The 22850-nt window shown below is 59.4% G+C and carries 23 protein-coding genes and 1 pseudogene; 19 read left to right on the top strand and 5 right to left on the bottom strand.

Annotation, left to right across the window (positions count from 1 at the left end; genetic code table 11):
- Positions 1-90: 90 nt before the first annotated feature.
- From C7450_RS35270 to tnpA (C7450_RS32650), 5 genes are all read right to left on the bottom strand, one after another.
- The gene (locus C7450_RS35270) at positions 91-327 is read right to left on the bottom strand and encodes a transposase domain-containing protein (protein WP_110378597.1); all 237 of its coding nucleotides are present in this window, start codon (positions 325-327) and stop codon (positions 91-93) included.
- Positions 219-1874: an IS66 family transposase gene (tnpC, locus tag C7450_RS32665; RefSeq protein ID WP_110378596.1), complete on the bottom strand. Its 1656-nt coding sequence runs from the start codon at positions 1872-1874 to the stop codon at positions 219-221. The genes C7450_RS35270 and tnpC overlap by 109 nt, the downstream gene beginning before the upstream one ends.
- Before the next feature lie 45 nt (positions 1875-1919).
- Entirely contained in the window at positions 1920-2234 is a 315-nt protein-coding gene (tnpB, locus tag C7450_RS32660) for an IS66 family insertion sequence element accessory protein TnpB (protein WP_425351277.1), read from the bottom strand.
- A 29-nt stretch (positions 2235-2263) separates the two neighbouring features.
- On the bottom strand, positions 2264-2671 hold the full coding sequence (tnpA, locus tag C7450_RS32655; RefSeq protein ID WP_110378595.1) for an IS66-like element accessory protein TnpA: 408 nt from the start codon (positions 2669-2671) through the stop codon (positions 2264-2266).
- Between the two features lie 176 nt (positions 2672-2847).
- Complete coding sequence (gene tnpA, locus C7450_RS32650; protein ID WP_110378594.1) at positions 2848-3243, bottom strand: IS66-like element accessory protein TnpA; 396 nt, start codon at positions 3241-3243, stop codon at positions 2848-2850.
- Between the two features lie 198 nt (positions 3244-3441).
- Between tnpA (C7450_RS32650) and C7450_RS32645 the strand changes: the two genes are divergently transcribed.
- The 19 genes and pseudogenes from C7450_RS32645 to tnpB (C7450_RS32555) all read left to right on the top strand — a co-directional run bounded on the left by C7450_RS32645 (position 3442) and on the right by tnpB (C7450_RS32555) (position 22765).
- Entirely contained in the window at positions 3442-4005 is a 564-nt protein-coding gene (locus C7450_RS32645) for a recombinase family protein (RefSeq protein WP_245450302.1), read from the top strand.
- An 82-nt stretch (positions 4006-4087) separates the two neighbouring features.
- Positions 4088-5251, top strand: a complete 1164-nt coding sequence (locus C7450_RS32640) for an acyl-CoA dehydrogenase family protein (protein ID WP_110378599.1) — start codon at positions 4088-4090, stop codon at positions 5249-5251.
- Between the two features lie 23 nt (positions 5252-5274).
- Entirely contained in the window at positions 5275-6153 is an 879-nt protein-coding gene (locus tag C7450_RS32635) for an HpcH/HpaI aldolase/citrate lyase family protein (protein WP_110378593.1), read from the top strand.
- A 20-nt stretch (positions 6154-6173) separates the two neighbouring features.
- Entirely contained in the window at positions 6174-6650 is a 477-nt protein-coding gene (locus tag C7450_RS32630) for a MaoC family dehydratase (RefSeq protein ID WP_110378592.1), read from the top strand.
- Between the two features lie 54 nt (positions 6651-6704).
- On the top strand, positions 6705-8654 hold the full coding sequence (locus C7450_RS32625) for an AMP-binding protein (protein WP_110378591.1): 1950 nt from the start codon (positions 6705-6707) through the stop codon (positions 8652-8654).
- A gap of 27 nt (positions 8655-8681) precedes the next feature.
- Complete coding sequence (locus tag C7450_RS32620) at positions 8682-9947, top strand: CaiB/BaiF CoA transferase family protein (protein ID WP_110378598.1); 1266 nt, start codon at positions 8682-8684, stop codon at positions 9945-9947.
- Between the two features lie 15 nt (positions 9948-9962).
- Entirely contained in the window at positions 9963-10772 is an 810-nt protein-coding gene (locus C7450_RS32615) for an enoyl-CoA hydratase/isomerase family protein (RefSeq protein ID WP_110378590.1), read from the top strand.
- Positions 10773-11078: 306 nt separating this feature from the next.
- The gene (locus tag C7450_RS32610; RefSeq protein WP_110378589.1) at positions 11079-13154 is read left to right on the top strand and encodes a 3-hydroxyacyl-CoA dehydrogenase NAD-binding domain-containing protein; all 2076 of its coding nucleotides are present in this window, start codon (positions 11079-11081) and stop codon (positions 13152-13154) included.
- Positions 13154-13471 (top strand): hypothetical protein, encoded by a 318-nt coding sequence (locus C7450_RS32605; RefSeq protein ID WP_110378588.1) that lies wholly within the window; start codon positions 13154-13156, stop codon positions 13469-13471. The genes C7450_RS32610 and C7450_RS32605 overlap by 1 nt, the downstream gene beginning before the upstream one ends.
- A gap of 4 nt (positions 13472-13475) precedes the next feature.
- Positions 13476-14675 (top strand): acyl-CoA dehydrogenase family protein, encoded by a 1200-nt coding sequence (locus C7450_RS32600; RefSeq protein WP_110378587.1) that lies wholly within the window; start codon positions 13476-13478, stop codon positions 14673-14675.
- Between the two features lie 10 nt (positions 14676-14685).
- Positions 14686-15840, top strand: a complete 1155-nt coding sequence (locus tag C7450_RS32595) for an acyl-CoA dehydrogenase family protein (RefSeq protein ID WP_110378586.1) — start codon at positions 14686-14688, stop codon at positions 15838-15840.
- A gap of 33 nt (positions 15841-15873) precedes the next feature.
- Positions 15874-16623 carry an electron transfer flavoprotein subunit beta/FixA family protein gene (locus tag C7450_RS32590; RefSeq protein WP_110378585.1) on the top strand — a complete coding sequence of 250 codons (750 nt, stop codon included), beginning with the start codon at positions 15874-15876 and terminating at the stop codon, positions 16621-16623.
- A gap of 15 nt (positions 16624-16638) precedes the next feature.
- The gene (locus tag C7450_RS32585) at positions 16639-17577 is read left to right on the top strand and encodes an electron transfer flavoprotein subunit alpha/FixB family protein (RefSeq protein WP_110378584.1); all 939 of its coding nucleotides are present in this window, start codon (positions 16639-16641) and stop codon (positions 17575-17577) included.
- Positions 17570-18775: a 3-oxoadipyl-CoA thiolase gene (pcaF, locus tag C7450_RS32580; RefSeq protein WP_110378583.1), complete on the top strand. Its 1206-nt coding sequence runs from the start codon at positions 17570-17572 to the stop codon at positions 18773-18775. Before C7450_RS32585 ends, pcaF begins: the two co-directional genes overlap by 8 nt.
- Positions 18776-18993: 218 nt before the next feature.
- Positions 18994-20658 (top strand): electron transfer flavoprotein-ubiquinone oxidoreductase, encoded by a 1665-nt coding sequence (locus tag C7450_RS32575; RefSeq protein WP_110378582.1) that lies wholly within the window; start codon positions 18994-18996, stop codon positions 20656-20658.
- Positions 20659-20767: 109 nt separating this feature from the next.
- Positions 20768-21673 carry an MBL fold metallo-hydrolase gene (locus C7450_RS32570; protein WP_110378581.1) on the top strand — a complete coding sequence of 302 codons (906 nt, stop codon included), beginning with the start codon at positions 20768-20770 and terminating at the stop codon, positions 21671-21673.
- Between the two features lie 146 nt (positions 21674-21819).
- Positions 21820-22119: pseudogene (locus C7450_RS32565) on the top strand (DUF4158 domain-containing protein); the annotation flags it as partial.
- Positions 22120-22199: 80 nt separating this feature from the next.
- Positions 22200-22619: a transposase gene (locus C7450_RS34970; RefSeq protein WP_110378580.1), complete on the top strand. Its 420-nt coding sequence runs from the start codon at positions 22200-22202 to the stop codon at positions 22617-22619.
- Entirely contained in the window at positions 22616-22765 is a 150-nt protein-coding gene (gene tnpB / locus C7450_RS32555) for an IS66 family insertion sequence element accessory protein TnpB (protein WP_110378579.1), read from the top strand. The genes C7450_RS34970 and tnpB (C7450_RS32555) overlap by 4 nt, the downstream gene beginning before the upstream one ends.
- The last annotated feature ends 85 nt before the right edge of the window (positions 22766-22850 follow it).

The following is a 22850-nucleotide window of genomic DNA, read 5'->3' as shown; positions in this document are numbered from 1 at the left end:
ATGCCTCTTATCCCATGCCGCCTAAAGGCGTGGGGTTTCCTGATCCCCTATCGGGGACTCTAAACCCAAACCTGGGTCCTGATCGGCCGGTTACAGATTTGGCGCGGCGGCATGGGCCCACGGCAGCAGATCATCGAGGCGGGTGTTGAGATGGCCGGTGGCGATGCGGCTCAGCACGTCGGTGAGATAAGCCGTAAGCCTCCGGTGAAGGCCACAGGTCAGGCAGCTTGAGCGTTGACGGTCGGCGACGTCCAATTCCAAGGAAGCAGTTGTTCCAGCTTGGTAATCGGTGTGTCCGCGATGCGGGCAAGAATGTCGGCAAGCCACGCTTGCGGATCGATGTCGTTGAGTTTTGCCGTCATGATCAACGTTGCCATGAAGGCTGCACGATCCGCGCCGCGGTCTGATCCGGCGAAGAGCCAGGACTTCCTACCGAGTGCGAAGCCTCGCAGGGCTCGCTCCGCGGCGTTGTTCGTGAGGCAAATCCGGCCATCCTCCAGGAATGACGTGAAGCCGTCCCATCGCTTGAGCATATAATCAATGGCCTCCGCGACCGGAGAACTGCGTGACAGCTTTAACCGCTCGGTTTGAAGCCAGGCCTGCAGATCATCGACGAGCGGCAGGCTTTCCTTGTGGCGACTCTCCAGGCGTTGATCGGCAGTGAGCCCGTTGATCTCGCGCTCGATATCGAACAGGCTGTCGATCCGTTTGACGGCCTCAAGCGCCATAGGCGAGATCGGCGTGGCGTTCTTTCCACGCTTGGCGTTTGCGGCAATGTCGGCGAGCACGAAGAACTTGCGCCGCGAGTGCGCCCAGCAAAACGCCTGACTTAGCGGATTTGGATCGCGATCATCCTTGAACAGCGGATTGTAGCCACCATAGGCGTCCGCCTGCAGAATACCGGTGAAGGTCTTCAGGTGGCGCTCCGGATGTTCCTGCCGCCGATCGCGCGAGGCATAGTAAAGGGCTGCCGGCGGTGAGAGGCCTCCGAACGGCCGATCATCCCGGACATAAGTCCAGATGCGGCCCGTATCGGTCTTTCCCTTTGCGAGGATCGGGACGGTCGTGTCGTCGCCATGCAGTCGCTCGGCGGCAAGGACATGCGTCTCGATCAGGGAGTGGATGGGCTTCAGCGCCGCTGCACATGCTCCAACCTGATCGGCCAGCGTCGACAAGCTGAGGTCGACGCCCTCGCGGGCATAGCGTTCGCTCTGGCGATTGAGTGGCTGGTGCTGGGCGAACTTCTCGAACAGGATCATCGCCAGCAGGTTCGGCCCTGCAAAACCGCGGGGCGTTACGTGGAATGGTGCCGGCGGCTGCGTGATCTTCTCACACTCGCGGCAGGTAAACTTCTCCCGCACCGTCTGGATGACCTTCCACTGACGCGGTACGACCTCCAGGGTCTCGGTGATGTCCTCGCCAAGCTTCGACAACTTAGCCGATCCGCAGCAGGCGCAATTGGCAGGAGCGGCGATAACGACGCGTTCGCGTGGCAGGTGTTCGGGGAATGACTTACGTGACGGACGCCTGCGCTCGAAGGCTTTGACGGTTGAAGCTTTGGCGGCGATTTCCGCGACCAATTCATCTTCACCGGCATCCGCTTCGAGCTCCTCGAGCTGCAGTTCCATCTGCTCAAGGAGCCGCGCCTTACGCTCGGATCGGCTGCCGTAGAGTTCACGTCGAACCTTGTCGATCTCCAGCTTCAGCCGTGCGATCAGCGCCTCGGAATGCGATACAAGTGCCTTGGCGCTGGCGGCTTCTGCCTTGGCGGTCGCCGCTTCTCCTTCGGCTGCGACACGGCGAGCACGTTCCTGGGCCAGCAGTGCGAGGGCACTGGCAAGGTCGTCCGGAAGCTCTTCGGTCGCATTGCTCATGACAGGATGGAATCATATTCGACCCCATCATTCCAGTGTTTTTGCTTATCCGGCCGACGTTGGCCGCCAGGTCTTTTGCGGCATCCGCCAGTCGATGCCCTCCAGCAGATAACCGAGCTGCGCAGGCGTGATCACTACCGTGCCATCGGCCGCTGAAGGCCAAATGAAGCGTCCTCGCTCGAGCTTCTTCGTGAACAGGCAAGCTCCCTGGCCGTCATGCCAGATCACCTTGATCAAGCCACCGCCTCGGCCGCGGAATACGAACAGGTGACCGCACATCGGGTCGCGCTTTAGCGCCTCCTGCACCATCAACGACAGACCGGGGAAGCCTTTGCGCATATCGGTGTGGCCCGTCGCCAACCAGACCTTCACTCCACTCGGAACCGGGATCATCGCAGCCCCAGCACGCAATCGAGTATCCGGCCAAGCGCTTCCGTGTCGATGTCGCTATCCACGCGGACGCGTCGGCCCCGACCAAGTTCGATTGTTACATCACTGCGCTTCCGACGAGGATGGAACTTGGTGGGTGGTTCCGGCTGAGCGGGGGAGACTGTCGAAGCGGCCTCGGACACGATCACCGGCACCAAAGCCGCAGTGTCAGATCTTGGCTCCTCGATCCGACAAAGCTCTTTGCGCCAACGGAACAACTGGCTGACATGGATGCCGGCCGCGCGGGCAATCTCGGAGATGACCGCGTCTGGCTCAAAGCACGCAGCGACGAGCCGCTCTTTATCTTCGCGTGACCAACGCCGACGGCGCTCCACAGACGTGATCACCTCAATTAGATGCTTCGTCATATGACTACTCCTAGTGTTACCACTAGGACTGGCAGTCAGCAGGCCCTCATCGCAAGACGGCCTTCACCGTGGGCTTACCATGGTCTCGCGCACGAGCGCAGCGAGGCCATCTGCCCCTTTGCGGAAGTCAACGGGCTTTGTCGCCACCAGGACTCGAACGATCCCGCTCGGTCCGATCATCGCAGGCTCTTGAGCGCGTGCAGCACGCGGGCCAGTGTCGCTCCATCGACACCGGGCGGGACGCGGATGACGACACCCTCCACGACAATCTCGATGATTGCCTCACGGCCGGCGGCCGGATTGGGCTGCGGCGTGTCAGGGCTGACAACAACCGGGGTAAAGGCCAGCGGATGATTGTCGGCCTCTCGCTTGGCCTGGCGACGCCAGGTAAACAGGTGCTGGGGCGACATGCCGTTGCGGCGGGCCACTTCCGACACCACCGCACCCGGCGCCATCGCTTCCTCCAGGATCCGCGTCTTCTCATCGGCCGACCAGCGCCGGCGTCCGCCGGCTCCAGTGATCACTTCCAGGCGTCGCACCGCTCGCGGCGGCTCAAGCATATGGTCAACCATCGACACAAAACGATCCTCAATCCCAGATCGTCAGTCTCGCTGCTCAGACATGCGAATGTAAGGTGCGGCTGGAACACCGCTTACGTATGAGCGGGCCCGCATCCTGGAGCGCAGTCGCCGCGGCCGCCGTCATGCCGCACGTTCAGGATTGGTGAGTGCCTTCACCGGTGCTCCGGTGCTCCGTTCGGCTACCGCTATGTGGCGCGCGAGCATGGCGGCGGTTGTGCTCGCTTTGAGGTGGTGGAGGACGAGGCCCGCGTCGTGCGCCAGATCTTCGCCTGGATTGCCTGTGAGCGGTTAAGCCTGCGCGAGGTCTGCCGGCGTCTGGATCAAACGGGATGTCCACGACGCCATGGTGCCGCGCGCTGGTACGCCTCGACGGTGCGCGGCATGCTGGCGAACCCGGCCTATACTGGGCACGCCGTGTATGGCCGTTCGCGCTATCTGCCGCCCAAGCCGCGGCTGCGGCCGCTCCGGGGACATCCCCAGCGGTCCGCCCGCGCCACCAGCCGCATGCCCGCGCCGCCAGAGGACTGGATCGAGGTGCCGGTGCCGAGACTCGTGGACGACGAGCTCTTTGAAGCCGCTCAGGCGCAACTGGCCGAGAACCGAAAGTACAAGCGCGAGCGCTGCTGTGGTCAGCGCTGGCTGCTGCAGGGGCTAACCGTCTGCCGGTGCTGCGGGTACGCCTATAATGGCAAGGCCCTGCTGCGCTGCAGCCGTGATCGCTCGAAGGGGCAACTGCGGCGCTTCCAGAACTGACCCCCGCCATAAAAAACACTTGACGTTCGAATAAATGAATGATGTTCTCATTTACGAACTTACCAAGTGGAGCAGTGGCACAATGGATTTCGAGTTTAGCCCAGACCAACGTGAGATCCGCGAGCAGATCCTTGCGCTGTGTGCACGGTTCGATGCGCAGTATTGGCTCGAACGAGACGAAAGAGGCGGATTTCCGGAAGAGTTCTACAGCGAGATCGCACGAAATGGATGGCTGGGCATTGCTATGCCGGAACTATACGGCGGCTCTGGCCTCGGCATCACCGAGGCTGCTGTCATGCTGCAGGCAATTGCGGAATCCGGCGGTTTGAGTGCCGCCTCGTCCGTTCACATGAATATCTTCGGTCTGCAGCCAGTTGTGGTATACGGCACGGACGAGCAGAAAGAGCGCATGCTGCCGCCGCTGATCCAAGGCGAGGCTAAGGCTTGCTTTGCAGTGACCGAACCCAGTACCGGACTCAATACGACAAAACTAAAGACCAAGGCAGAGCGCAAGGGCGACCATTATCTCATCTCCGGACAGAAGGTCTGGATATCGACCGCACAGGTCGCCGACTACATGCTGATCATCACGCGTACGACCCCCCTAGAAGAGGTCCAGCGGCCGACCGACGGGCTGACTGTTTTCTATACAAAACTCGATCGTAAATACGTGGATGTGCGCGAGATCCCAAAGATGGGCCGGAAGGCCGTTGATTCCAATGAGCTGTTCATCAACGAGCTACCGGTCCCAGTCGAGGACCGTATCGGAGAAGAGGGAAAGGGGTTCGAGTGTATCCTCCACGGCATGAACCCTGAGAGGGTGCTGGTCTCAGCTGAAGCGGTCGGCGTTGGACGTGCCGCACTGCAGCGGGCATCGCAGTATGCTCGAGAGCGCATAGTGTTCGACCGACCGATCGGAATGAACCAAGGTGTGCAGCACCCTCTGGCACGCTCCTGGGCTGAATTGGAGGCCGCGAATCTGATGACCTTCCGCGCCGCAGGACTGTACGATCGCAACCTTCCATGTGGTCCAGAGGCCAACGCCGCCAAACTCCTTGCCGCAGAAGCAGCATTCCGGGCTTGCGAGACAGCAATTCTGACCCATGGTGGGTTCGGATACGCGAAAGAGTACCACGTCGAGCGTTTGCTGCGTGAGATCATGATCCTACGCATTGCCCCGATCAGTCCTCAGCTCATCCTCTGCAACATCGCCGAAAAGAAACTCGGCCTTCCAAAGTCCTACTGATCATCCAGGGGCGAGACAGTCACATGACGATAATTCGATCCTTCCTCTTCGTACCAGCCAACAGGCCAACCTGGATTGAGAAAATCCCCGGCTATGGCGCCGACGCCGTGATCCTGGACCTGGAGGACAGCGTTACGGAAACCGATAAGGGCGCAGCGCGAGACGTAGCGAACCGCAGTATTGCACAACTCGCTGCATCGGGCCAGCGGGTATACGTCCGCATAAACCGCAGCGCGCACATGTTTAACTTCGAGGACATCGTCGCCGTAGTCCAGCCCGGGCTCGAGGGACTGATCCTGCCAAAGCCGGAGAGTGCCGAAGACGTTGGTATCGCAGCCGCATTGGTGTCGGAGGCCGAAAGTCGTCGGGATATAAAGGCGGGTCAGACAGCATTAGTTCCCGTCCTGGAAACAGCCCGTTCCGTGGTTGAAGCGTATAATATTGCACAGCATCCGAGAGTTACTGCTGTAGTTGGCGCAAGTGCAAAGAACGGCGACGTCTCTCGATCCCTTGGTTTTCAATGGACCGAACAGGGCCTTGAAACACTTTACATGCGGTCGAGCGTCGTCGCCGCAGCACGGGCAGCTGGAAAAGCTCCAATTGGAGGCTTGTGGCAGGAAGTACACGATCTTGAAGGCTTAGCACGCTGGGCGAAGTTCAATCGACAGCTGGGATTCAGTGGCGAGCTAGTCCTCCATCCGTCGAATGTCACCGTCGTGAACGACGCCTATACTCCGTCGGCCGATGAGGTCGCGTACTACATAGCAATGATTGATGCGTTCGACGTCGCACGGGCCGCTGGTCGCGGCGCTGTGACCTTTCAGGGCGAACACATCGACAATGCTCACGTGACAACCGCGAGGAGCATTGTCGCCCTCGCGCAATCTGTCCGTTCACAGTAAATCGCAATCCAGAGGACGCAATGTCGAAGAAAACATCTGGTCGCTACTTCGAGGAACTCGTCATTGGTGAGGTTTACCGCCATGCGATTACGCGTACGGTCACTGAGACAGACAATCTATTGTTCACAGCCCTCACGCACAACACGCAGCCGCTCCATCTTGACGAAGCTTTCTCACAAACGTCCATGTACGGCTCTCGGGTAGTCAACAGTATCTTTACGCTCGGGCTTGCTGTCGGTGTCGGTGTAACCGAGCTTACGCTCGGAACAACCCTGGGAAATCTCGGCTTCGGCAGCATCAGTTTCCCGAACCCCGTTCGCATTGGGGACACATTGCGTGCAGAGACTGAAGTTGTCGGGAAGCGAGACTCTAAATCGCGGCCCGACGCCGGAGTCGTTGAATTCGAAACGCGTGGTTTCAATCAAGAAGGAAAGTTGGTCGTCACGGCGCGCCGACTGGCGCTTATGAAAAAAGCGAATGATCCAGGCATAGCCTGAGATGTCGTGACCAGTGAGTTCCAATTCCAACGACTGCTTAGGAACACGAGCACAATGATTGATACGATCGTCTGGGAGCCACCGAAGGACCTCATTGAGGCAAGCAATCTCAAGGCATTCATGAACTCGCACGGGCTCTCTACCTATGAGAGTCTGCTCGCCCGTGCGGAAGCGGATCCAAACTGGTTCTGGGGTACAATTCTTTCCAACCTTCAATTTCACCACCCTTATGAGGAGCTGCTCGATCTCTCACGCGGGCCTGCATTCGCGCGATGGTGCGTCGGCGGACAGACAAATGCCGTTCTCAGTTGCATCGAGCGACATCGAAATACGCCAGTCTGGCAAAAGGAGTGTGTCGTCTGGGAGGGGGAGTCCGGCGAGATCCGCCGCCTGTCGTATGAGGAGGTCAGCCATCAAATAGACATGCTCGCCACAGGGCTACGCACCATCGGCATTGGGCGCGGGCACGTCGTTGGCCTTCATCTGCCGAATGTGCCTGAGGCGATCGTTGCCTTCTTTGCCGTCGCCAAAATCGGCGCTATAGCTCTGCCGCTATTCTCCGGTTTCGGTGTTTCCGCACTTGCGACGCGCTTGAATGACGCCGGAGCCTCTGCCGTGATCACGGCCGACGGAAGCCATCGACGGGGGACGCTTGTTCCGATGTACAGCGTTGTCGACGAAGCTGCGAAATCTGCTCCATCGCTGCAGCGGATCATTGTTCTGCGCCACGCTCACAACGAGGTGTCGCTCGTAGACGAACGAGATCATTGGCTGCATGAGCTGTCGTTGACAGTCAGCGGGGAGTGCCCAACTGAGGAAATGCAGGCTGATGACCCGCTGATGCTTATGTACACGTCGGGTACGACGGGTAAACCTAAAGGCACAGTTCACAGCCATTGCGGGTTTCCCGCCAAAATGGCCCTCGACCTTGGATTGATGCTCGACGTCAAGAGTTCCGATCGACTCTTGTGGATGAGCGACATGGGTTGGCTTGTCGGGCCGATCGTCGCTGTCGGTGCTACCCTTCTCGGTGCAACGGCCGTGTTGGCGGAAGGTGGTCCTGATTACCCTGACGTCAGCCGCATGTGGCGCCTGATCGAGGACCACCAAGTCACTTTCCTTGGAATCGCTCCTACGATCATCCGAAGCTTCATCAAGGCAGGTGGCGCAGAAGTGGACCAATGGAGTTTATCATCCCTCCGAATCTGTGCGTCGACGGGAGAAGTCTGGACTCCAGAAGCTTGGATGTGGACTTTTGAGAATGTATGCCGGAAGCGCGTACCGATCCTCAATTATACGGGTGGAACGGAGATCGGTGGCGCGATCCTGACAGGAACCGTGCTCCACCCGATGAAGCCGTGTGCCTTCACTGCCGTGATACCAGGTATGCAGGCCGATATCGTTGATGACGTAGGGCAGAGCGTCGCCCCCGGTACGGTCGGAGAACTTGTTCTACGCGGGCCTTCTATCGGATTGACACGTAGCCTCTGGCGTGATGATGAACGCTATCTGGAGAGCTACTGGAGCACGTTCCGCGGACTATGGCGTCAGGGGGACTGGGCTTACCGCGATGAGGACGGGTTCTGGTACATCCGCGGACGCTCCGATGATACACTAAAGATCGCCGGAAAGCGCACTGGCCCGTCTGAGATCGAAGGTCTTCTCACGGGCGGCGGTAAGATTGCAGAGGCGGCTGTAGTGGGAGTGCCGGACCCCGTCAAAGGACAGGCTGTCGGCTGTATTGTGACACTCATGCCGGGCTTGGAATGGAACGAGGCGCTGAGATCAGAACTGGAGCGGTTGGTCGTAACTGGTTTGGGCCCTCCCTTCCGGCCAAAGTTCATCTTGCCAGTTTCGGAACTGCCGAAGACGCGAAATATGAAGGTCATGCGCAGGGTTGTCCGAGCCGCCTGCCTAGGCGAGGAACCGGGTGATCTGTCGTCTCTCGTTAATCCGGCAGCAGTCTTGGAAATCCGTACAGTCATCAATAGTATCAACCTCTGATGGTTGAGTTTGAAGGAGATGAGCACGATGCTGGATGTCCCAGCCACTACCAGGGCTCGATTTAGCCCCCTCCAGGGCATCAAGGTAATCGACCTGTCTAAGGTTCTCGCGGGGCCGGTCTGCACGCAGTATCTGGGCGATCTTGGGGCCGAGGTGATCAAGGTGGAGCCATGCAACGTTGGGGACGACACGCGTTCGTGGCCACCATTCGTGGCGGGCAATGGCGCAGTATTTCTGAGCGCGAACAAGAATAAGCGCAGTCTCGCTATCGATTTGAAGGCCGATGCGGGTCGCAAGGTCCTGAAGCGACTAATCGCCCAGTCAGACGTCTTCGTGGAGAGCTTTCGATCAGGCGTAACCACGCGCCTCAGTGTAGACTATGCAGCCCTTGCTGCGATCAAGCCAGATCTTATCTATGCCAGTATTTCCGGGTTTGGACGAAGCGGTCCTCTTGCCGATGCGCCAGGTTACGACGTAATGGCGCAGGCTTTCAGCGGCATCATGAGCATCACTGGCGAAAAAGGGGGAGCTCCGGCGCGTAGCGCATTTTCACCCTTAGACCAGACGACTGGCATCCACGCTGCGCTTGGTATCTTGGCTGCACTCCGTCACCGTGATCGAACAGGAGAGGGGCAATTCCTCGAGGTGTCCCTCTTCGAGACAGCACTCGCGTTCCTCGGCTATACAGCCCAGACTTTTTGGGCGACAGGCCGTACACCTGGGCGCTCAGGGTCCGGCCACGAGTCGCTCTGTCCTTATCAGGCCTTCCAGGCAGCGGACGGCCACATTCTTATCGCGGTCGGCAACGATAAGCTTTGGAAAGCATTCTGTGAAGCAGTCGGACTGAACGATATCTGTGATGATATGCGCTTTGCAACCAATGCTGCTCGAGTTCAGAACTTTGATGAGACGGTCGCGCATGTGTCAGCTGCGATCGCAGGCAAGACGGTTCAGGATTGGATTTCGATCCTTACTCGGGGGGGAGTCCCGCATTCCCCTATCCACACCGTCCCAGAGGCTCTCGCCCAGCCACAGGCGGCCGAGCGCGGGATGGTTGTGTCCTGTCCACATCCAATTTATGGAGCCCTGAACGCCGTATCGATGCCAGTGCTCTTCGGCGACCATGATCGCTCCCCACGTTCGGCCCCACCTCTTTTAGGCGAACATAGCGTCGAAATCTTGCGCGCGGCGGGCCTGCGGGAGGATGAAATTAGCAGTCTCATCTCAGAGGGCATCGTAACAACCCTCTCGCAGGCTACAGCCCCTCCGCGTTCAGCGGCATTAACGGCATGATCTTGGAGGAAACCTGTGGAAAAAGCTTACAACAACTACACCAATCTTACAGTCGACCGACCCGCCGAGCGCGTTCTTCGAATTACGCTTGACCGACCAGAGCGCTTAAACGCACTTGACGCGGTTGGGCACCGGGAACTCACGGAGATTTGGAGAGAGATCGACGCTGATCCCGAAGTTAATGCAGTGATCATTCGCGGAGCCGGCAAGGGCTTTTCCGCAGGTGGCGATTTCGCGATGATTCAAGACATTATCGACGATTACGATACGCGCGTCCGCGTCTGGCGGGAGGCGAAAGATTTAGTTTATAATATCATCAACTGTAGCAAGCCCATCGTATCCGCTATTCACGGTCCAGCAGTAGGGGCCGGGCTAGCAGCAGCTCTTTTGGCAGATGTTTCGATCGCCGCGAAAAGCGCTCGGATCGTTGATGGACACACCCGGCTCGGCGTCGCGGCTGGCGATCACGCTGTTATTCTTTGGCCTTTACTCTGTGGGCTCGCAAGAGCGAAATATCATCTCATGTTATGTGAGCCAATGAACGGAGAGCAAGCCGCAGAAGCCGGTCTAGTATCGCTCTGTGTCGATGACATCGAACTTGAAGGTAAATCCCTAGAGGTGGCGAAGCGTCTTGCCGACGGCGCTCCAAGCGCTTTGCGCTGGACAAAATACGCACTCAACAACTGGCTCCGAATGTTCGGCCCCTCATTTGATACTTCGCTCGCGCTAGAGATGCTGGGCTTCACAGGACCAGAAGCACGCGAAGGACTATCGTCGCTTCGTGAGAAACGTAAACCCGAATTTCCAACCCGATCGCCTGCTTGATAGCGCGATGAGTGCCACGCCGAATCTACGTGAATCGCCATGCTATTCTGTGCTGAGTAATCTTATTACTGGGTCACCGCTTCTACTGCGGAGTTTAGCGGGAGCGCCGCCGCCATCTATATGCGGAGGATAGTGGAAGTGCTGTCAGACCTTATGCCGCTGGTGTGGGCGAGATCGCAAACAGCAAAGCCGTCTGGGAGTGGGCCGCTGGGGCAAGCGCAGAACGCGCCACGAGCTGGAAAGAGCACATTTCAGTAGCGAGATAATCGGGTGATGTACCGCCGATAGTGACTAATGGAGTGATAAATGGTGCGTGCGGAGAACAAAGGGAAAATATCCCTAGTTTCAATCGACAATCCTCCTGTCAATGCGCTGAATGCCGACGTTCGCCAAGGCTTAGTGAAGGCTGTGCAAGCGGCTGCGGCTGATCCAAATGTGCAAGCGATTGTAATTGCATCGTCTGGAAAAACCTTTACCGCCGGCGCCGATATTGCGGAGTTCGGAAAGCTCGCCCGGCCCCCTTCCTTGCCTGAACTTATCGCCGCTTTGGAGAAGAGCCCGAAGCCGATTGTAGCTGCGATCAACGGCGTGGCTTTGGGTGGTGGCCTTGAGCTTGCTCTGGCGTGTCATTCCCGAGTAGCGTCGCCCGACGCGAAGTTGGGTTTGCCTGAGGTCAAACTTGGACTCATTCCAGGATCTGGCGGCACCCAGCGCCTTCCGCGCCTCATCGGGGCCGCAGCCGCCCTTCAGATAATGAGCAGTGGAGAGCCTGTTGATGCCAAGGCGGCACTCAGTCTTGGGATTGTGGATGCTGTAGCCGAAGGCAATCTCGTGGAAACAGCAATGGCGCAGGCGCTTAATCTGGCCCGCAATGGCTCATGGCCCCTTGTCTCCGAGAGCACCGACCGCTCGACCTCCGAAGCACGGGAAGCGTTTGAAGTAGCCGCCGTGGAAATATCCCGCCGCGCAGCTGAGATGCCGAATGTGGCTACCCTTGTAGAATTGGTACGTGCCACATTCGAGATGTCCTTCGAAGAAGGTCTTGCCCTCGAACGGGAGCAATTTTTGCGCTTAATTGCGGATGACCGTTCCAAGGCCCTGCGCTATGTGTTCTTCTCCGAACGTGAAACCGCTCGCGTTCCAGGTTTGTCGAGAGATACCTTACCGCGGCCTATCAACCGCGCTGCGGTGATCGGCGCAGGAACAATGGGAAGTGGCATCGCTATGTGCTTTGCCAACGCGGATATTCCCGTAACCGTGGTCGAGACAAGCGGGGCGGCGCTCTCCCGCGGGATGGAGCGAATTGAGGGCACGTACGACGTTTCGGTCAAGCGTGGCACCATCACGTCGGAGGAAAAGGAGCGACGCATTGCGCTCATCCGAGGGCAGGTCGGACTTGAAGCTGTCGGGGATGCAGACGTCGTGGTCGAGGCTGTCTTCGAGGACATGGGGGTCAAGAAGGCGATCTTCAGCGAGCTCGACCGCTTTTCACGACAAGGCGCTATTCTTGCTACGAATACCTCCTACCTCGACATCAATGAGATCGCGTCCGCCACGGCCCGGCCTGAAGACGTTGTTGGCCTCCATTTCTTCAGTCCCGCGAATGTGATGCGCCTCCTTGAGGTCGTGCGTACGGACAAGACGGCACCGGATGTAGTTGCGACTGCTCTTTCCCTAGGCCGCCGGCTGGGCAAGGTTCCGGTCGTGGTGGGCGTCTGCTTTGGCTTTGTCGGCAACCGCATGCTGGCCAGGCGCACGACCGCGGCCGAGCGTCTTCTGGTTGACGGTGCATTGCCGCATGAGGTCGATGCTGCGGTGACCCAGTTCGGCTTCCGGATGGGACCGTTCGCAATGGCTGACCTTGCCGGACTCGACATCGGGTGGCGGACACGTCGCTCCCTCGGCACGAAGGCAGCGGTTGCCGACGCTCTGTGTGAGGCGGGACGTTTTGGGCAAAAGGCAGGCCGGGGCTACTACACATACAAGGAAGGGGACCGGACTGCTCACCGCGACCCCGAAGTCGAACATTTGATTGAGGAGGTATCATACTCCCTGGCGGTTAAACGTCGAACTTTCACAGCGGATGAGATCATTGAACGGTTGATGTACCCTATGGTGAACGAGGGAGCTCGCATCCTTGACGAAAGGATTGCGGCACGGACGAGTGACATCGATGTCATCTGGCTGAACGGGTACAATTGGCCAGCCTGGCGTGGAGGTCCCATGTACTGGGCCGATAGGGTCGGGCTGAGAAGGATCGCTGCGAGGCTGGAGGTGCTCTCCGAGGAGAGCGGAGACGACAGCCTCGAGCCGGCGCGTTTGCTGCAACGCTTGGCCAGTGAAGAGCGCACCTTCGCAGACTTGGCTCGGGAGCGCGTCTAATGAGGCAGCAATCTCCATCCTGGCAGAAAGATATCCTGGGCACCTGGAATAGATCGAGATTGCTTGATATCTACGCCGTCCGGTATTCTCTAGCCCTATCGAGAGAACAAGGTGACGACGCCTTGGCATTACTCGTCCGCGAGAGGACAGGTGCCGATCGCGGGATCAAAGCGATGATCGCCGGGACAACTGCCACACCCGGTGACCATGAGGTAGGACTACATGGCAATTATCCAGCGTTCCGCTTTGCTCTGGAGCCAGAGGTGCGCCAGATGCAATGGCGCATCGCAAACTTTCTCAAGCTCAGAAACGGATAACGATATGGATCTACGTTTCACCGAAGAGGAGAACGCCTTTCGTGATGAGGTGCGATCATTCTTCCGTACCGAAATTCCGGCTGAGATCCGGCGCAAGGTCTCGGAAGGGCGTAGACTATCACGTGAAGACTACGTCATCTCACAGCGAATTCTTAATGCGCGGGATTGGGCAGTTCCCCATTGGCCGCTGGAGTGGGGTGGTCAACCTTGGACGCCGATCCAGCGGTACATCTTCACAGAGGAGCTTCTGCAAGCAGCTGTACCGCTTCCTCTCCAATTCAATTGCTATATGGTCGGACCGGTTATTGCGGCCTTTGGCTCAGAGGAGCAGAAGAAGCGCTTCTTGCCTCGAATTGCCAATCTGGATGATTGGTGGTGCCAGGGGTTCTCGGAGCCGGGCGCAGGATCGGACCTCGCCTCGCTCAAGACACGTGCCTTGCGTGAAGGCGACTTCTACGTCGTAGACGGACAGAAGACATGGACCACACTCGGACAATACGCCGATTGGATCTTCTGTCTCGTGCGGACAGATCCGACGGTCAAGAAGCAAGCCGGAATATCGTTCCTGCTCATCGACATGAAGACGCCTGGCATCACCGTAAGGCCGATTATTACTATCGACGGCAGGCATGAGGTTAATGAAATCTTCTTCGATAATGTCAGGGTCCCAATTGAGAACCTCGTAGGCGAAGAAAACAAGGGTTGGGACTACGCTAAGTTCCTGCTCGCAAACGAGCGCACCGGCATCGCCCGCATTGGATTGTCGAAGGAACGCATCGCACGCATCAAGCGCCTGGCTAAGGAAGTCCCCGTGGGTACCGGCACTCTTTGGGACAATCGAGATTTCCGCGCTCGGGTTGCATCTGTCGAGATCGAGTTGAAAGCACTTGAAATTACCCAGATGCGAGTGGTGGCGACGCAAAGCAAGACTGGATCGAGCAAGCCAGACCCCGCGTCGTCAATCCTCAAGATCAAAGGCTCGGAACTCCAGCAGACGACAACGGAGTTGCTGCTAGAGGCGGCCGGCCCCTACGCTCTGCTGACAGGTGACCAAATTGGAGCCGGTCCTAACGAGCCACCAGGCGGCTTCGATTGGGTAGATGCAGCAGCGCCAACGTACTTCAACAACCGCAAGGTTACGATTTACGGCGGTTCGAACGAGATTCAGCGCAACGTCATCGCTAGAGCCATACTCGGCCTGTGAGGTTTTCAATATGAATTTCGATCTAACCCCCGAGCAGATGCTTCTCAAGGACAGCATCGATCGCCTTATCGCAAGCCGCTACAGTTCTCTGGAAAAGCGAGAAGCGTACCGAAAGGAGCCTCTCGGCTTCAGTGAGGCTATATGGGCCCAGTTCGCCGAGCTTGGTCTCCTGGGCCTACCGTTTTCCGAGGAGGATGGTGGTTTCGGAGGAGGCCCTGTGGAGACGATGGTGGTGATGGAAGCTCTGGGACGCGGACTTTCCCTGGAGCCCTATCTTACGACTGTCGTTCTCGGCGGCGGCTTCCTTCGTCATGCTGGAAGCGCTGAGCAGAAGGCAGCCTATATTCCCGAAATCGTCGTGGGCAACCTGAAGCTAGCTTTGGCCCAAACCGAACGCCAAGCGCGGTATGATTTGGCTGACATAGCGACGACGGCGGAGAAAACCGACCGAGGCTATGTCATTGATGGCCAAAAGAGCCTCGTTCTAGCTGGTGACAGTGCAGATCTGTTCGTCGTGAGCGCGCGGACCTCCGGTGAACAACGTAGTCAGTACGGCGTCACCCTATTTCTAGTGGACGCAAACACGCCGGGTATCTCCCGCCGGACCTACAGTACCCAAGACGGGGGACGTGCAACCGAGATTGAATTCTCGGGTACGATCGTGTCGACTGACGCGATCCTTGGACCGGTCGACGGAGGATATCCTTTCCTAGAGCATGTCATCGGTGAAACAATCGCGGCTCTGTCCGCGGAGGCTGTTGGAGCCATGGAGTCCCTGCACCAGCTCACAGTCGAATACCTTAAGACTCGGAAGCAGTTCGGTGTCTCGATCGGAAGCTTCCAAACCTTGCAGCATCGTGCGGTTGATATGCTGATGGCGCTGGAACAAGCCCGATCAATGGAAATGTACGCAGCCATGATGGTCGGAAGCGACAATGCCGATGAGAGGCGCTCCGCCATTTCCGCGGCGAAAGTGCAAATTAATCGTTCCGCCCGCTTCGTCGGTCAAGAGGCGGTGCAACTTCATGGAGGCATCGGGATGACGATGGAGTATATTGGAGCGCATTACTTTAAGCGGCTCACTATGATCGAAAGCCTGTTTGGCGACACGGCGCATCATCTTCATCAAGTTGCACGGGTGGGAGGTCTCGTAGCAGCAGCCTGAGAGCAAGTTTACTTTGAGATGAAAGACAGACGAATGAAGCTTCTTGTGTGTGTGAAGCGGGTTGTTGATTTCAACGTGAAGATCCGGGTGAAACCGGACGGGTCGGGTGTGGAACTGGCCAACATCAAGATGTCCATGAACCCCTTCGACGAGATCGCCGTCGAGGAGGCCGTGCGCCTGAAAGAGCAGGGCAAGGTCACCGAAATCGTTGCCGTCTCCATCGGACCGCAGCAGGCGGGGGAGACCATCCGTACCGCACTCGCCATGGGCGCCGACCGTGGCATCCTGGTCAAGACCGACGCCACGGTCGAGCCGCTCGCCGTGGCCAAGATCCTGGCCAAGGTGGTCGAGCAGGAAAAGCCCGACCTTGTCATCATGGGCAAGCAGGCCATCGACGACGATGCTAACCAGACCGGCCAGATGCTGGCAGCCCTGCTGGGCTGGCCGCAGGGCACGTTTGCCTTCAAGGTCGCGGTGGGCGAGGGTTCCATCGACGTCACCCGCGAGGTCGACGGCGGGCTGCAGACGGTGGGCCTGAAGCTCCCTGCTATCGTGACCACGGACCTGCGCCTCAACGAGCCGCGCTATGCCAGCTTGCCCAACATCATGAAGGCCAAGAAGAAGCCCCTCGACGAGACCTCGCCGGAGACCCTCGGCATCGACGTGTCCCCGCGCCTGAAGGTGATCAAGACCGTCGAGCCCGGCGGCCGCAAGGCGGGCGTGAAGGTCGGCTCCGTGGCCGAGCTAGTCCAGAAGCTCAAAGTCGAAGCCGGCGTGCTCTAAGGAGAAACAAGACCAATGACCACTCTTCTGATCGCCGAGCACGACAACGCTCACCTGAAGGACGCCACCCACAAAGCGCTCTCCGCCGCCCAGGCTCTGGGCGCTCCCGTGCATGTGCTGGTCGCCGGCGCCAACGCGAAGGCTGCGGCCGAGGCTGCTTCCAAGCTCGAGGGCGTTCAGAAGGTGCTGCTGGCCGAGGGCGCCGCTTACGAACACCAACTCGCCGAGCCGAGTGCGGCGCTGATCGTGTCCCTGGCTGGTTCCTACGACGCCCTGGTGGCGCCCGCCACGAGCAAGAGCAAGAACATCATGCCGCGCGTGGCTGCCCTCCTCGACGTGATGCAGGTCTCCGACATCACCAAGGTGGTGTCTCCCGACACCTTCGAGCGGCCGATCTATGCTGGCAACGCCATCCAGACGGTACAGGCAACCGATGCCAAGAAGGTGATCACGGTTCGCACCGCGGCCTTCCCGGCGGCGGGCGAAGGTGGCTCGGCGTCCATCGAGACGGTGAACGCCGCCGAGGATCCGGGCACCTCGTCCTTCAAGGGCGAAGAGATCGCCCAGACCGACCGGCCCGAGCTGACCTCGGCCCGGATCATCATCTCGGGCGGGCGCTCGCTCGGCTCGGCGGAGAACTTCGCCAAGTACATCGAGCCGATCGCCGATCAGCTCGGCGCGGCCATGGGCGCCTCACGCGCAGCGGTGGATGCGGGCTATGCTCCCAACGACTGGCAGGTGGGCCAGACCGGCAAGGTCGTGGCGCCGGATCTCTATATCGCGGTGGGGATTTCAGGGGCCATTCAGCATCTGGCCGGCATGAAGGACTCCAAGGTGATCGTGGCGATCAACAAGGACGAGGAGGCGCCGATCTTCCAGGTGGCCGATTACGGCCTCGTCGGCGACCTCTTCACAATCCTTCCGGAACTGAAGGAGGAGTTGACCAATGGTTGAGGCTTACATTTGTGCCTATGTGCGCACTCCTATCGGTCGCTATGGCGGTGACTTGTCAAGCGTGCGTGCGGATGATCTCGCTGCAGTACCACTCAACGCACTTATGGAGCGGTATCCTAACGTCGACTTCGAGGCCGTTAACGACGTGATCTATGGCTGCGCCAACCAAGCTGGAGAGGATAACCGCAACGTTGCCCGTATGGCCGCGCTGCTGGCGGGAATGCCAAGTTCCATTCCTGGCACTACCATCAATCGTCTCTGTGGATCCGGCTTGGATGCGGTCATCACAGCCGCCCGTGCTATCAAGGCAGGCGAAGTGGAGATAATGGTCGCTGGCGGCGTCGAGTCCATGTCGCGCTCACCATTCGTTATGCCCAAGGCCGAGGCAGCTTATTCCCGTAGTGCAGAAATCTATGATACGACCATCGGCTGGCGCTTCATCAATCCACGAATGAAGCAGCAATATGGTGTCGACTCGATGCCCGAGACGGGTGAGAACGTCGCTCAAGATTTCGGTGTCTCCCGCGAGGACCAAGACGTCTTTGCGTTCCGCTCACAGAGGAAGACCGCTGCAGCACAGGCAAATGGACGCTTGGCTTGTGAGATCGTTCCAGTCACGATACCGAAGCGGAAACGCGACCCAGTCATCGTAGAAACAGATGAGCATCCCCGTGCGGACACAACGCTAGAGCAGTTGGCAAAGCTGCCGACCCCATTCCGGAAGGATGGCACTGTAACAGCAGGGAATGCGTCCGGTGTGAACGACGGCTCTGCCGCACTCATCATCGCCTCCGAGGGCGCGGTGCGAAAGTACGGACTCGAGCCTATCGCGCGCGTTATGGGCGGGGCGGCGGCGGGCGTGCCGCCGCGCGTCATGGGCATTGGACCCGTGTCCGCGACGCAGAAGCTGTGCGCCCTCCTCGGCCTGAATCCGGCGCACTTTGATGTAATAGAGCTGAACGAGGCGTTTGCCAGTCAAGGCATCGCGGTTCTGCGCCAACTCGGCATTCCTGAGAATGCAGAGCACGTGAACCCGAACGGCGGCGCCATCGCCCTCGGTCATCCCCTCGGTATGTCCGGGGCCAACATCACCGGCACGGCTGCCCTCGAACTCAAGCTCCGGGGCAAGAGGCGCGCGCTTGCCACCATGTGCGTCGGTGTAGGGCAGGGCATTTCCATCGCTCTCGAGGCTGTATGACATGCGGAACGCCGACACTGTCCGTGTAGGCACGCTGGTAGTTCAAGTATACGAGTATTCTCTGCCGATCGCTAAAATCCTTAGCCTCATGCAACCCCATAGTATGATGCCAAATGATGGCCGAGATAGCTGAATTTGCTGGCATGGAGGTGAGGAACACCTTGTGAGAGCGTTCTTTTCACTGATCTTGACAAACTTCTCCTGGATAGAACTATTTAATGGCAAATCTCCCCGCTCGTGAATCGATGGAGTTCGACGTTGTCGTGGTGGGCGCGGGGCCGGCCGGTCTGGCGACGGCGATCCGGCTCAAGCAGCAGGCGGCGGAGGCAGGCGCGGACATCTCCGTGGTCGTGGTCGAGAAGGGCTCCGAGGTCGGCGCCCACATCCTCTCCGGCGCGGTGGTCGACCCGATCGGCCTCGACGGCCTCCTGCCGGACTGGCGCTCCGATCCCGACCGGCCGCTCAAGACGGAAGTGACGGCCGACGAGTTCATGTATCTGGGCCATGCCGGCGGCGTTAAGTTCCCCAACCTGTTCATGCCCAAGCTCATGAACAACCACGGCAACTTCGTCGGCTCCCTCGGCAACGTCGCGCGCTATCTCGGCCGCAAGGCGGAGGAGCTCGGCGTCGAGATCTATCCGGGCTTCCCGGCTTCCGAGGTGCTGGTCGAGGACGGCAAGGTGGTGGGGGTGGCCACCGGCGACATGGGCATCAGCCGCAACGGCGAGCCCAACGCCAATTTCACCCGCGGCATGGAGCTGCGCGCCAAGTACACCATCTTCGGTGAGGGCGCGCGCGGCTCGCTCACCAGGCAGATGGTCGACCGCTTCGGCCTGAACGCGGGCAAGGATCACCAGAAATACGGCATCGGCATCAAGGAGCTCTGGCAGGTCAAGCCGGAGAAGTTCCAGTCCGGCCTCGTGCGCCACTCCATGGGCTGGCCGCTGCCCAACAATGCCGGCGGCGGCTCCTGGCTCTACCATTTCGACGACAACGTCGTGTCGGTCGGCTTCGTGGTGCACCTGAACTACAAGAACCCGACCCTGTCGCCCTTCGACGAATTCCAGCGCTTCAAGACGCACCCGATGGTGCGCGACGTGTTCGAGGGGGCCAAGCGCATCGGCTACGGGGCGCGCGCCATCATGGAGGGCGGCTGGCAATCGGTGCCGCGGCTGTCCTTCCCGGGCGGCTGCCTCGTCGGCGACTCGGCCGGCTTCGTCAACGTGCCGCGCATCAAGGGCAGCCACAACGCGATCCTGTCCGGCATGCTCTGCGCCGATCACGTCTTCGCGGCCCTGCAGGCGGGCCGGGCCCATGACGAGGTTGCGGCCTACGAGGAGGACTGGCGCTCCTCGCCCATCGGCTACGACCTCAAGCGGGTGCGCAACGTGAAGCCGCTGTGGTCGCGCTACGGCACGGCGGCCGGCGTGGCGCTGGTCGGGCTCGACATGTGGCTGACTGAACTCTTCGGCTGGTCGCCCTTCGGCACCATGAAGCACGGCAAGCCCGACCATGAATGCCTGCTGCCCCTCGATCAGGTGACGCCGATCAAGTACGACAAGCCGGACGGGGTGCTGACCTTCGACAAGCTGTCCTCGGTGTTCCTGTCCAACACCAACCATGAGGAGGACCAGCCGGTCCATCTCAAGGTGAAGGATATGGGGCTGCAGAAGGCCTCCGAGCACGACGTTTATGGCGGTCCCTCGCAGCGCTACTGCCCGGCCGGCGTCTATGAGTGGGTGGAAGGCGAGGGGGGCGCGCGCTACCAGATCAACGCCCAGAACTGCGTCCACTGCAAGACCTGCGACATCAAGGATCCGAACCAGAACATCACCTGGGTCACGCCCGAGGGCGGTGGCGGGCCGAACTACGTGAATATGTGAGATTGAGGGAGGCTATGAACATCCGGCATAACGGACAGCGGGTCCTTATCACAATGAACGGCGCCTGCGATGACAGCATTACGACCAGCTTTAGTAGAGTGTGAGCCAGATGGCATTCCTCACTGAACCAGATCCTAAACGCGGAGTGGCGCTGCCGATCGTCCCAGGCATCTCCCGGATTGTCGCCAACAATCCGAGCCTGATGACCTACCACGGCACCAACACCTACCTGATCGAAGCAGCGGACGGCTTTGTCGTTCTCGATCCCGGTCCGGACGATGACGATCACCTCAAGGACATCCTGACCGCGACTCAGGGGCGGGTCTCGGCAATCCTTCTCAGTCATACCCATCCGGACCATCTCGGCGCGACTGCCGCCCTCAAGGCACGAACCGGTGCCGCTACCTGCGCCTTCCATCTGAGCGCCAATCCTGCCTTCGCGCCCGATGTCCTGCTGATGGATGGCGAGACAGTGGCAGGGATGACAGCTATCCACACGCCAGGGCATGCCAGCGATCATCTCTGCTTCGCCCGTTCGGACGGCCTCGTCTTTAGCGCCGATCACGTCATGTCGTGGTCGAGCAGCATTGTCTCGCCGCCTGGTGGCGACATGGCTGCCTATGTCGCCAGCCTGCGTCTCATGCTCTCGCGTGACGACCAGCTCTACCTGCCAGGGCATGGGCCGCCGCTGATGAACCCGAGACCCTATGTCAAGGAGCTTCTGAACCATCGCCTAAAGCGTGAGCAGGCTATTCTCCAGACGCTCCGCAAGGCTCCTCACACCACCTGGGATCTGGTGGACCGGCTCTACTCGAAGTCGCATCCCTGGCTACGACGTGCAGCAGAGCGTAACGTCGTCGCACATCTACTCAAGATGCAGGCGGAAGGACTTGTCCTGAATGATGGGGAATGCTGGTGGTCGAATGAAGCATCCTCTTGTCCCCATGGGGGGATGCTCTCCTCTGCCAGGACAAGTGAGACCCAGCTGCAGCTTTCTAAGGGAGGCCGACCTTAGGCGCACAAAGCATAAATCAAGAAGGCCCAGTCGGCCCGAAGCTGCGATTTTGGCCAACTCGAAGAACGTTGTGGGAACATAGCTTGCGAGATTGACCCGCTACGCGTTTGTTCGTGACATTGCGCTCTAATTTGAGGAGCGTTTTAATGAGTACGGGTATTTCGAGTTCGGATTTTGTCGGCCAATGGAGCGTGAGCTACGCCGACATTGATTTCATCAATTCCAAACCAGCCGCTACGAGGCTCGGCTTGGCCGCACAGTTGAAGTTTTTCAGCGCTCGCGGTTTTTTCGCTGACGATGGCACATTGGTCCCGAACGATGCTGCCGAATACCTGGCCGAGCAGATCGGCGTCCGAGCCAACGAACTGTCCGGATATGATTTCGGCGGGAGAACTGCCCGTCGGCATTGCGCCGAGATTTTACAATATCTCGGATTTCGCCGCATGGTAAGCGCCAAGCTGACCCCGTGTTTCGCGGGTTGATGAAGGCAGCGACACTCTCGTGATGATTCTCGCGGGAGGTTTGTTTGCAGTCTGCACCCAAGTCCAGACACGGAACGTTTACAGTCATCGAGGCGGTGCCGGACCGCCTTGATGCCAGCCCTGCTGTCCCTCGCCGTCGCTGGTCGGACGACGCGAAGGCTCGGATACTGGAAGAGGCGATGACGCCGGGAGCGAATGTCTCGGCGGTTGCCCGTGCGCATGACGTGAGCCCGCAGCAGGTGTTTGCATGGCGGCGCAAGGCGATCCGTTCAGGCGCCATTGCTATGTTGCCGGAACGGCCGCTGGCGGAGGCGCAAAGCTTTGCGACGGTGGAGGTGGCGCATGGCGAAGATGATCGCGTGGGCCGCCTGGAGATCGTCATCGGCGATGCGACCATCCGCGTGGTTGCCAATGTGTCGTCAAGCCTTCTGGTTGAGGCGATCCGTGCGTTGCGATCGGCATGATCCCAGCGGGAGCCAAGGTCTATGTGGCGACGCGCCCGGTCGACTTCAGGAAAGGCCCGGACGGCCTGGCGGCACTGGTGCGCGACACCGGCGCCGATCCGTTCTCCGGCGCGCTCTACGTCTTCCGGGCCAAGCGGGCCCAATGACCTCATAGCTGTTGAAAAACGACAACGAAAGGAACATTCCGGCAACGACAGTTGAAGGTCCGGTTAGGATTGGCGTGATGGCAGA

The sequence above is a fragment of the Chelatococcus asaccharovorans genome (assembly GCF_003201475.1).
Lineage (GTDB): Bacteria > Pseudomonadota > Alphaproteobacteria > Rhizobiales > Beijerinckiaceae > Chelatococcus > Chelatococcus asaccharovorans.
This window is presented reverse-complemented; position numbering and strand designations above follow the sequence as displayed.

Coding starts and splice junctions, on each gene's coding strand:
- tnpB (WP_110378579.1), top strand. CDS start 22,616: ATGATCCCAGCGGGAGCCAAGGTCTATGTGGCGACGCGCCCGGTCGAC.
- C7450_RS32620 (WP_110378598.1), top strand. CDS start 8,682: ATGCTGGATGTCCCAGCCACTACCAGGGCTCGATTTAGCCCCCTCCAG.
- C7450_RS32570 (WP_110378581.1), top strand. CDS start 20,768: ATGGCATTCCTCACTGAACCAGATCCTAAACGCGGAGTGGCGCTGCCG.
- tnpA (WP_110378594.1), bottom strand. CDS start 3,243: ATGGTTGACCATATGCTTGAGCCGCCGCGAGCGGTGCGACGCCTGGAA.
- C7450_RS32575 (WP_110378582.1), top strand. CDS start 18,994: ATGGCAAATCTCCCCGCTCGTGAATCGATGGAGTTCGACGTTGTCGTG.
- tnpA (WP_110378595.1), bottom strand. CDS start 2,671: ATGACGAAGCATCTAATTGAGGTGATCACGTCTGTGGAGCGCCGTCGG.
- C7450_RS32635 (WP_110378593.1), top strand. CDS start 5,275: ATGACGATAATTCGATCCTTCCTCTTCGTACCAGCCAACAGGCCAACC.
- C7450_RS32640 (WP_110378599.1), top strand. CDS start 4,088: ATGGATTTCGAGTTTAGCCCAGACCAACGTGAGATCCGCGAGCAGATC.
- C7450_RS32610 (WP_110378589.1), top strand. CDS start 11,079: ATGGTGCGTGCGGAGAACAAAGGGAAAATATCCCTAGTTTCAATCGAC.
- C7450_RS32595 (WP_110378586.1), top strand. CDS start 14,686: ATGAATTTCGATCTAACCCCCGAGCAGATGCTTCTCAAGGACAGCATC.
- C7450_RS32600 (WP_110378587.1), top strand. CDS start 13,476: ATGGATCTACGTTTCACCGAAGAGGAGAACGCCTTTCGTGATGAGGTG.
- pcaF (WP_110378583.1), top strand. CDS start 17,570: ATGGTTGAGGCTTACATTTGTGCCTATGTGCGCACTCCTATCGGTCGC.
- tnpC (WP_110378596.1), bottom strand. CDS start 1,874: ATGAGCAATGCGACCGAAGAGCTTCCGGACGACCTTGCCAGTGCCCTC.
- C7450_RS32630 (WP_110378592.1), top strand. CDS start 6,174: ATGTCGAAGAAAACATCTGGTCGCTACTTCGAGGAACTCGTCATTGGT.
- C7450_RS32585 (WP_110378584.1), top strand. CDS start 16,639: ATGACCACTCTTCTGATCGCCGAGCACGACAACGCTCACCTGAAGGAC.
- C7450_RS32625 (WP_110378591.1), top strand. CDS start 6,705: ATGATTGATACGATCGTCTGGGAGCCACCGAAGGACCTCATTGAGGCA.
- C7450_RS32590 (WP_110378585.1), top strand. CDS start 15,874: ATGAAGCTTCTTGTGTGTGTGAAGCGGGTTGTTGATTTCAACGTGAAG.
- C7450_RS32605 (WP_110378588.1), top strand. CDS start 13,154: ATGAGGCAGCAATCTCCATCCTGGCAGAAAGATATCCTGGGCACCTGG.